The sequence below is a fragment of the Oligoflexus sp. genome (assembly GCF_035638955.1).
GTDB lineage: Bacteria > Bdellovibrionota_B > Oligoflexia > Oligoflexales > Oligoflexaceae > Oligoflexus.
This window is the reverse complement of record NZ_DASQYZ010000455.1, coordinates 1-7,921: the sequence shown is the minus strand read 5'-3', so window position 1 is coordinate 7,921 and position 7,921 is coordinate 1. Positions and strand designations below refer to the sequence as shown.

Sequence of the window (7,921 nt, the reverse complement as noted above, 5' to 3'; positions counted from 1 at the left end):
CCGTGGCGAGGATCCGAAGGTTCCCATCAAAGCTGATCATAAGATGACCGTGGCCCAGATCCGCAAGGAAATGGGCCGCAAGGAACTGAACCTTGAATTTGTTCGGGTGGATTCCAGCCTGCCGCGTCAGCATCTGGTGTTTTTCAAAAGACGTTGAGGCTCACGATGACGAGGTCCCGTGCTATTCAAACCAGATGCGGTTGATCAGGGCCGCTGTATCGTATATGGTATCGCCTAAGTCCGACACAGCGAAGATAACTCGTGTGCGCTGACCCGAGCACCTGGCAATGTCGAATATTTTGGTTCGGGTTCCGACCTTTCCACCGAACTTCTGCTCGACTCCGTTCCCGCTGGCATTGGATTCCGTGACATTGCCGAGGGTTTGATAGAAATCAAGCCAACTTCCTGCGTTATCATTGACAGTTTCACGATGCAGGAAGACGCGCTCGCCGCCAATCAGAATATAGAACATGTCGTTATACTGGGAGTTCACCCAGCCCGGATATTCCTGGCTTACGAAGTTGTATTCGACGCCCATTTTTGTCACGCCGTCCGGGATCTCAAAGTCCCGCGTAAGTCCTGACGCGATTCCTCCGAGCGCGCCTGAACCCGTGCTGAGAAAAGCATAGTATGTCTCGGGAGAATCGGGGAAAACACTGGCAACCTTCTCGGATAGAACGGATCCGTTGCCCAGGAGATCCCACGAGCCCAGGTTCGAGGATTCGAAATTGAGATTGGTTTCGGTCATGGACGCTGTCGGGGTGTTGAGATCAATATCAACGCCTGTCAGATTAAGGTCGTCAAGATCAGGCAGAGCTTTCTGCGTTGCAGGGGTCTGAACCAACTCATTGGTCTTGGGATTGATGCTGCCAGCTTCCTCGATGGGTAAAACTTTTTCACCATGGGCACCGGTGTCAAGATCATAGGCAGCAATAGCCCCCTGACCCTTGGCTGCTGCGATCGTATATTGTCCCTGCTGATTGGTCAGTGACAAAAATGTTCCGTCCTGGGATATGACCAGTGCATTCGGTGTTGCCGCCTGATCCCGGCTTACCCGGCCGGAAATATAAGCCAGAGGAGTTTTGGCTAAAAATAGCGCGTAAACGCCTGGGCCATCCACCCGCATATAGTCGCTCATATTGTCCTGGGCCACTTGAGTGAGGGTTTCGAGATAGCTCTGCCCCCCAGCGGAGCGTATGTTGGCTATATTCACCAGTTTCAGATACGTGACCCCTTTAAACCGAGTAAGTTTGCCTACGAGCAGGGCCTGTTCGTCGGGTATTTCAATATTTTCCGGCAGACTCGCGCCTGGCGGAACCTCAGCATAATCCCTGATGTCGATCGCCGAAGGCAGAGGCAGCCGCAGGTCCTGATTGTCAGATCCGGAGAATCCCTCGGAGATCTGCGCCCCGATTACGAATTGCAGATTGTCTGGGATGTCAAAGTCCAGGCAACTTTTTGTAAAAAGAATATCGCCGCTGACGTCGGTGCTTTGCTGAACCTTATCGCTCAAGGCGTCGATGCTTGCATGGATACAAAGCAACGGCAGAGTCTCGGGTTGATAATCGACGGGAGGTGGGATGGAAGTGGGCTGACAACGGATGTCTCCTTCCTTTCCCTGCAGTTCTTCAGGAGTCTTCGCTGATGTGCAAGCCGTAAACATCAACGCTACGATGAGAAAACCTGTGTTTTTCAACGATGTACTCCTCAACCGCTGGTTCGCAACCCTCGCATGCGCAACGTTACCTTTTGCAAATCATGCGTAAGTATCAGTATAGCAGCTGCAGAGGTCGATTGAAAATCTTCCGAAGTACGATCAACCAAACTGAAAGCCGGACACTTCGAGCCCAAACATCTGATCGCTATAAACCTTGACCGCGCTTTCTTCCGGGGCCGCGCCCGCAGCAACCATCAAGGGGATCAGGTGATCCTCGCGCGGATGAGCCAGCCGCGCGGCTGGTGCTTCCGACCAATGCCGAAGTTTCTCTTCGCGTTCCTGACCTGTTCCGCTCGTGACCGCTGCGGTCAACCAGGCATCAAATTGCTTCGAGGCAGGAATCGCCCGGGGCTGTCCAAATTCCCGCAGATTATGATAACTGAGACCGCTGCCGACGATCAGCACACCCTCCTCCCGCAGAGGAGCCAAGGCTCGACCGAGATTAAGGTGGTCCTGCACATCATAGGTTTTTTTCATCGACAGCTGGACGAGCGGTACATCGGCCTTGGGAAACATGACCCCAAGCGGCACGAACACACCGTGATCAAAACCACGTTCGGCATCATCCTCACACGGCATTCCAGCTTTGTTCAGGAGCTCATGCACACGACGAACCAGCGTCGTGGAACCCTGAGCCTTATAGTGAATTTTGTAAGTCTCATCCGGGAAACCGTAATAATCATAGAGCATCGGCGGCTGCTCGTGCGTCATGACTGTGAAGGATTTCTCCTCCCAGTGCCCCGAGATCACCAAAATTGCCTGGGGTTTGCCCAACTTTTGGGGAATATTTTCCAGATAGGCCCTCAAACCTTGATAAGGATTTTGCGGACCAAAGTCCATCCAGGGCCAGGGCCCACCGCCATGCGATATAAAAAGTGTCGGCCATTTTTTTCCTGAAACCTGTGACATAGGTCCTCCCTCATTCATTCCAATATCCGCGCGCCTTGTGCAAAGCCGAGCCTCGGACTGCGCGGAAAGAGTTTGCTGGCATCACCATAACCGAGGTTCACGAGCAGACTGGATTTCCAACCGGTGCCTTCCAGCAGCGTGGCATCCACACCGTCCTTATTAAATCCGGCCATCGGTCCCACATCCAGTCCATGCGCACGGGACGCGAGTATAAAGTAACCATGCTGCAGAGCGCTATTGTATTGGGCCGTTTCCCGAGCCATCGTTTCATTCCCAGTGAACCAGCTTTTCACATCGGCGTGCGGAAACAACTGGGGCAATTGCTCATAGAATGCCGGGTCATAAGCCAGGATCGCCGTCACTGGGGCCGTCCTGGTCTTTTCCACGTTACCAGGCATGACGTGTTCCAAAAGTTTGTCCTTCATCGGACCTGCTTTGACATAAACCACCCGCGCCGGCAGACAGTTGACACTTGTAGGACCCCATTCCATCGTTTCATAAATCTTTTGCAATACAGCATCATCAACAGGCCGGTCGAGCCAGGCGCTATGCGTGCGTGCATTTTGAAAGAGCTGATCCAAATTTATGTCTTTCACAGATGAACTCCCTTGGTTAAATCGTCCACGTCCCCACTTTACGGCGAAAGAGGGTTTGGACAATAGATGGGTTAATCTGGAAACATTGTTCAGCTGGATGGACAGTTATAAGAGGCTATATTTTAAGATGAAAGAGGTGCATAGGCGGCCTTCAGGGCCACCGCACAGGCATCCACGAAGGCTCGAACCTTGGGATGCTGATAACGTTGCGCAGGGTATACAAGACTCACCGAATTGGTCTCGCCTTTCCAATCGGCCAGCACTCGCACCAACCGGCCCTCGGCTAAAGCATCATGCACCAGCATATTGGGAATCAGAGCCAGTCCTAAACCTTCTTCCGCCAGAGCCTGCAAGGTGGGAAACTCATCCACGGAGACTCGGCTCTGAATGGGCACGACAAAGGCCTTGCCGTTCTTATGAAAGGTCCATTCGTTTCGAGCCGCAAAGCGCAGGCAATGATAATTCGCCAGATCACGCGGGTGCGTGAGGCTTTTGAGTTTCGCGGCATAGCCCGGTGATGCCACGACCAGGGACTCATTGGTCGCTACCCGTTTGGCGATCAGACTGGAGCTTTTGAGGGTCCCGCCGCGAATCGCGACATCGACGCCTTCACCAATGAGATCCACATAACGATTGGTCAGCAAAAGATCCACGTGGATGCCAGGATATTTCTCTAGAAATCCGGCTAAAAATTGCGCAATAAATCGGCCGAGATTCACCGGTGCTGTGACCACGAGCCGACCCTGAGGTGTGCTCTGACTCTGCGCCAGGGCATTCTCGGCCTCCTCGATCTCGGCCAGAGCTTGCGAACACGCTCGAAAAAAACTTTCGCCAGCTTCCGTCATATTCAATTTGCGGGTGGTTCGCTGCAGAAGCGTCACACCCAATCGCTTTTCCAAAGCCGCGACCTTGGCACTGATGGTGGACTTCGGAGCTTCCAATGCACGCGCCGCCTGGGTGAAGCTCCCTGCCTGGACCACTTTCACAAAGGCTGCCACATCACTGATGTCCATAAGTTTTCCTCCCCCCGCAAGGCTTTCGAGTTTATACTGGGGAGGGCCGCGACCGCATTAAGAAAGACACGAGGATAACCGGCATGGCGTTGACAAATCTGGACAAGCACCTGAATGACTGGCAAACCCACGGTTTTCTGACTTCCGATCAGGCGCACAGGATTCGTCAGTTTGAGGCCGCACGGGCCCCCGCCTCGCGCCTGATGCTCGCCCTTACCCTCCTGGCTGTGCTCTCCATCGGTTTGGGCATCATCAGTTTGATTGCGGCGAACTGGGATGCAATACCTGGCTGGTTCAAACTCGGCTGTTACTTTGTTTTGATGTTCGCCCAGATCTTTGCTCTGCAGCGTTGGGATCAAAAATCCGGACTGGTCCGCGAGGGCCTTCACGTGCTGTATATTCTTTCGATCCTCGCCGGCATTGGCTTAATCGCTCAGATATTCCATGTACCCAGCGACGGTTGGCGCGGGGCTGCGCTTTGGTCGATCCTGAGTCTAGGCGTCATGCTGCGGGCACGATCATGGTACACGGTTGTGCTGTGGTATGGGAGCTTCTCCTGGGCCTGGCTGGCCTTTGTTTTTCAAGGTTCCTCCACACATGCTTTTATGCGATTTGAATGGCTCCTTTTTACAGTGACATGCTTCTGCATTCTTGCCAGCTGGAAAGGCCGCTGGACGCTGCCGGAACCACAAAGAACCACCACTCTGCTCCTGGGTTCGTTTGTTGTGGTGGTTATGGGGCCTTGGTGCATGGCCGTTCGACCCTCCTCATCGGTGCCTACAGTTTGGGAATATGCTGGGGCTGCTGCACTTGCCGCTCTCTGGCTCGGCGTTTTGCGCCAGCGTTTGACCCGCTCGCAATGGGCGGCGGCCGCTGTGGTCGCCCTGGGATTCTTCGCGCGCTGGGGCGTTGCTGATTTCGCGCATCGGGATCTTTTAAATAATCTGCCCAACTTTTTGGATACGGTGATCTTTGTCGTGCAGATGAGTGCGCTCGGCCTTCTGGCCTTGCACTGGGACCGTGGACGCATCTTTGATGCGCTCACCCTGCTGATGGCCGCGCGAATTTTTACTCTATTCTTTACGCTCTTTGGTACGCTTTTCATGACTGGTGCCGGTTTGATTATTTTTGGCGCCTTGGTGCTGGGCCTTCTGCATCTCTGGTATCGATATCATGATCGCTTGCAAACCCGACTCAAGGATATTTTGCAATGAAATCATCTTCCGTAAAACTCTGGGTGGCCCTGCTGCTGCCAATCGTTGTGCTGGGACTTTGGACCTTGCGTTTACGCAATCAGGGCAGGAGCGGTGTGGATGTGGAGCTGCCTGTCGAAGGATTTGATCCTCTGGATCATATTTCCGGGCACTATGTCACCTACCGGCTGGCCATGGGTCGGCATGATCCCTGTCGGCCCACCTCAGGACCGCTGGTGGATCGGGAAGCCGTCCAATGCCTGTGTCTGGATGAAAGTCCAAGCCATCAGCCCAGTTGGGGCGGTGCCTGTGAACAAAAGCCGTCGAGTTGCGACCTCTTTCTGAAGGGAACCTGCCCCTGGTCGGGGTTTACCGCAGGGGTGGAACGCTTCTATATCCCCGAAACCGACAGCGCCTGGCTCAAGGTCGTGCCCCCCAAAAGCAGCATCATCATCACGTTGAACGGATCCGGTGGGGGTCTCGTCAAAGCTTTTCGCCCGGAAGGTCAGGACTATAAGGTCTGGATCGAGCGAAAAAAAGCTGAACAGAAGCCCAGCCCTTGATGACAGGATCTTTGACAGCCCCCGCTATCGAACTTAGCGAAAATATTAGATAATAAATTGGCCCGCATCTTGTAGGTATCTGGTACCGACATGGAGAGGAACCACACTATGCGTATAGTTCTTGGAATGATCGCTATGCTGATTGTGACCCAGACTGCCTGCAAGCGCCGCTCTATGAAAGAAATTCAGGTCGCGGAAGGCCTGGCCTCGTCCTCGGATCTGACTTCAGAAGCCAATCTCGATAAACTCAAGCAGGAGCGTAATGCCCTGATATCCCAATTGGAAGCGCAGCAAGTGGAAGGCGCTCGCCTGATCGCTGAGCTGACTTTGGAACGTGATGAATTGAACACCCAAAGAGCCTCGGTGGAATTGGACATCATGCGCCTGCAAAAGGAATTGGATGCCTCCACAACCCCGAATGAGAAGGCCCTCATTCAGGTGAAAATGGATGCCGCCGTCAAGGAGCGGGAAGATCTGCTCGGTAAGCTGCTGGATAATGCCGCTACGATCCGTGATCTTCTGCGGAAAATGGATTCCTTGTCCGAAGAAATTCGTCGCGCCAATGCCCAGATTACTGACTTGAATGATCGCATTGAAATCCTGGAAAAGGAACTGGCTGTGGAACGTTCCCGCGTGGAAACCATCAGCGTTTCGTCCTTGCCCAAGGCCGATGCTCCTGGTACCACAACCAAATCGGCAGGAACGGCCCCTACGCCAACCCCTGCACCGACGGGAACACCGGTCGCAAATCCAGCGGGGACTCTGAGTAAAATAGCCTGGCAGTTCTATCGTATGAACGCGGACAACACGCAAACCTGCCTTGAGTTCGGCAGTACGCTCAGCGGTGCCACACTCCTGGGTCTGCCCTGTGTGACCCCGCCTCCGATTCGTCAGCAGTTCAAGACGGAAAGTTTTGGCGCGCAGTTTTTGATTGTCGATCAAAGGACTCAGATGTGTGTTCGTTTGGATTCCGTGGCGACTGCGGCAGCTTCGGCTCGCATTCTGCTTGGAGCCTGTAAACGCGGTGGCGATATCGATGAACTCTGGACCTTTACCGGCGTGAATATAGATACGGGTGAATTCCAATTCCGAAGCGCAAAAACCGGCAACTGTCTGCATATCGCCGATGATCGGAAAGTGGTACAGTTACCCTGCGGTCAGGCTGTTAATCTGCTTTCAGCGCCTTGATTCGACTGTTTTCAGCTGACTGCAAACTGCGTCCTGACTCTGTCGGACGCATTTTACTTTTGACCAGAATCCATGGACACTTTCGGATTCTGCAGCTATTCATGAATGAATTATGCCTATTCCACACCCGCTTTGGGTCCGCCTCCTCGAAATCCCCCTCTTTTTAAAGAGGGGGTGTAAGGCTGCCTGTCTATCATTCGGGGAAGTTTACTTCTCCGCGCCTTCTGTTTTTTGATTTTGAATATATCGAAGAACCGCATCCTTACTCATATTTCCAACGGTACCGATATAATAGCTCGGGTTCCACAGATGCCCTGCCCAAAGTTTTTTCCTGATGACTGGAAACTCCTGAACGAGTTTTCCTGCTGTAATGCCTTTCAGGCATTTAACGATATCTGATGGCGATATCTTTGGATGACATGAAACGAAGACATGACAATGATCGGGCATCACCTCCATTTCTTTGCTTTCAAACTCGAAATCCCTGGCTATCTCTTGAAAAAGTGACTTCAACCTGGTTTCAACTGCTCCTTCTATAACTTTGCGTCGGTACTTTGTTGACCAGACGATGTGATAGCCGATGTTATAGACACAGGTTTGGCAGAAATCCAATCCTTGTGACTTGTCATATGGTCGTGATTAATCCTATTTAATACACTCAAATAATGTTGATTATTGTATTTCGTATGGTTACCATACAAGCCGTTGAGGAGATAAAATGCACCTGACACTGAAGCTCAAA

At 52.7% G+C, this 7,921-nt stretch carries 8 protein-coding genes; 3 read left to right on the top strand and 5 right to left on the bottom strand.

The annotated features are described in order from the left end of the window. Positions 1–181 precede the first annotated feature (181 nt). The 4 genes from VE954_RS37480 to VE954_RS37465 form a co-directional block, all read right to left on the bottom strand. Positions 182–1,696 carry a choice-of-anchor L domain-containing protein gene (locus tag VE954_RS37480; protein WP_324962805.1) on the bottom strand — a complete coding sequence of 505 codons (1,515 nt, stop codon included), beginning with the start codon at positions 1,694–1,696 and terminating at the stop codon, positions 182–184. A gap of 120 nt (positions 1,697–1,816) precedes the next feature. Next, positions 1,817–2,626, bottom strand: coding sequence for a class III extradiol ring-cleavage dioxygenase (locus tag VE954_RS37475; protein ID WP_324962803.1), 810 nt, complete (start codon positions 2,624–2,626; stop codon positions 1,817–1,819). A 14-nt stretch (positions 2,627–2,640) separates the two neighbouring features. Then, the gene (locus VE954_RS37470; RefSeq protein ID WP_324962802.1) at positions 2,641–3,222 is read right to left on the bottom strand and encodes a malonic semialdehyde reductase; all 582 of its coding nucleotides are present in this window, start codon (positions 3,220–3,222) and stop codon (positions 2,641–2,643) included. Positions 3,223–3,344: 122 nt separating this feature from the next. After that, positions 3,345–4,235: a LysR family transcriptional regulator gene (locus VE954_RS37465; RefSeq protein WP_324962800.1), complete on the bottom strand. Its 891-nt coding sequence runs from the start codon at positions 4,233–4,235 to the stop codon at positions 3,345–3,347. An 83-nt stretch (positions 4,236–4,318) separates the two neighbouring features. Here VE954_RS37465 and VE954_RS37460 point away from each other — a divergent pair, with 83 nt between their 5' ends. The 3 genes from VE954_RS37460 to VE954_RS37450 all read left to right on the top strand — a co-directional run bounded on the left by VE954_RS37460 (position 4,319) and on the right by VE954_RS37450 (position 7,179). Beyond that, the gene (locus tag VE954_RS37460; RefSeq protein WP_324962798.1) at positions 4,319–5,449 is read left to right on the top strand and encodes a DUF2157 domain-containing protein; all 1,131 of its coding nucleotides are present in this window, start codon (positions 4,319–4,321) and stop codon (positions 5,447–5,449) included. Then, complete coding sequence (locus VE954_RS37455) at positions 5,446–5,991, top strand: GDYXXLXY domain-containing protein (RefSeq protein WP_324962796.1); 546 nt, start codon at positions 5,446–5,448, stop codon at positions 5,989–5,991. The genes VE954_RS37460 and VE954_RS37455 overlap by 4 nt, the downstream gene beginning before the upstream one ends. A gap of 108 nt (positions 5,992–6,099) precedes the next feature. Continuing rightward, complete coding sequence (locus tag VE954_RS37450) at positions 6,100–7,179, top strand: hypothetical protein (RefSeq protein WP_324962795.1); 1,080 nt, start codon at positions 6,100–6,102, stop codon at positions 7,177–7,179. A gap of 207 nt (positions 7,180–7,386) precedes the next feature. On the opposite strand, the gene tnpA is transcribed toward VE954_RS37450, so the two are convergent. Further along, a complete protein-coding gene (gene tnpA / locus VE954_RS37445) occupies positions 7,387–7,791 on the bottom strand; it encodes an IS200/IS605 family transposase (protein WP_422662083.1) in 405 nt (134 codons plus the stop codon). Positions 7,792–7,921 lie beyond the last annotated feature (130 nt).

Bases quoted from the DNA above. Each gene is read 5' to 3' on its own strand.
- VE954_RS37475 (WP_324962803.1), bottom strand. From the start codon at position 2,626: ATGTCACAGGTTTCAGGAAAAAAATGGCCGACACTTTTTATATCGCAT.
- VE954_RS37465 (WP_324962800.1), bottom strand. From the start codon at position 4,235: ATGGACATCAGTGATGTGGCAGCCTTTGTGAAAGTGGTCCAGGCAGGG.
- VE954_RS37460 (WP_324962798.1), top strand. From the start codon at position 4,319: ATGGCGTTGACAAATCTGGACAAGCACCTGAATGACTGGCAAACCCAC.
- VE954_RS37455 (WP_324962796.1), top strand. From the start codon at position 5,446: ATGAAATCATCTTCCGTAAAACTCTGGGTGGCCCTGCTGCTGCCAATC.
- VE954_RS37450 (WP_324962795.1), top strand. From the start codon at position 6,100: ATGCGTATAGTTCTTGGAATGATCGCTATGCTGATTGTGACCCAGACT.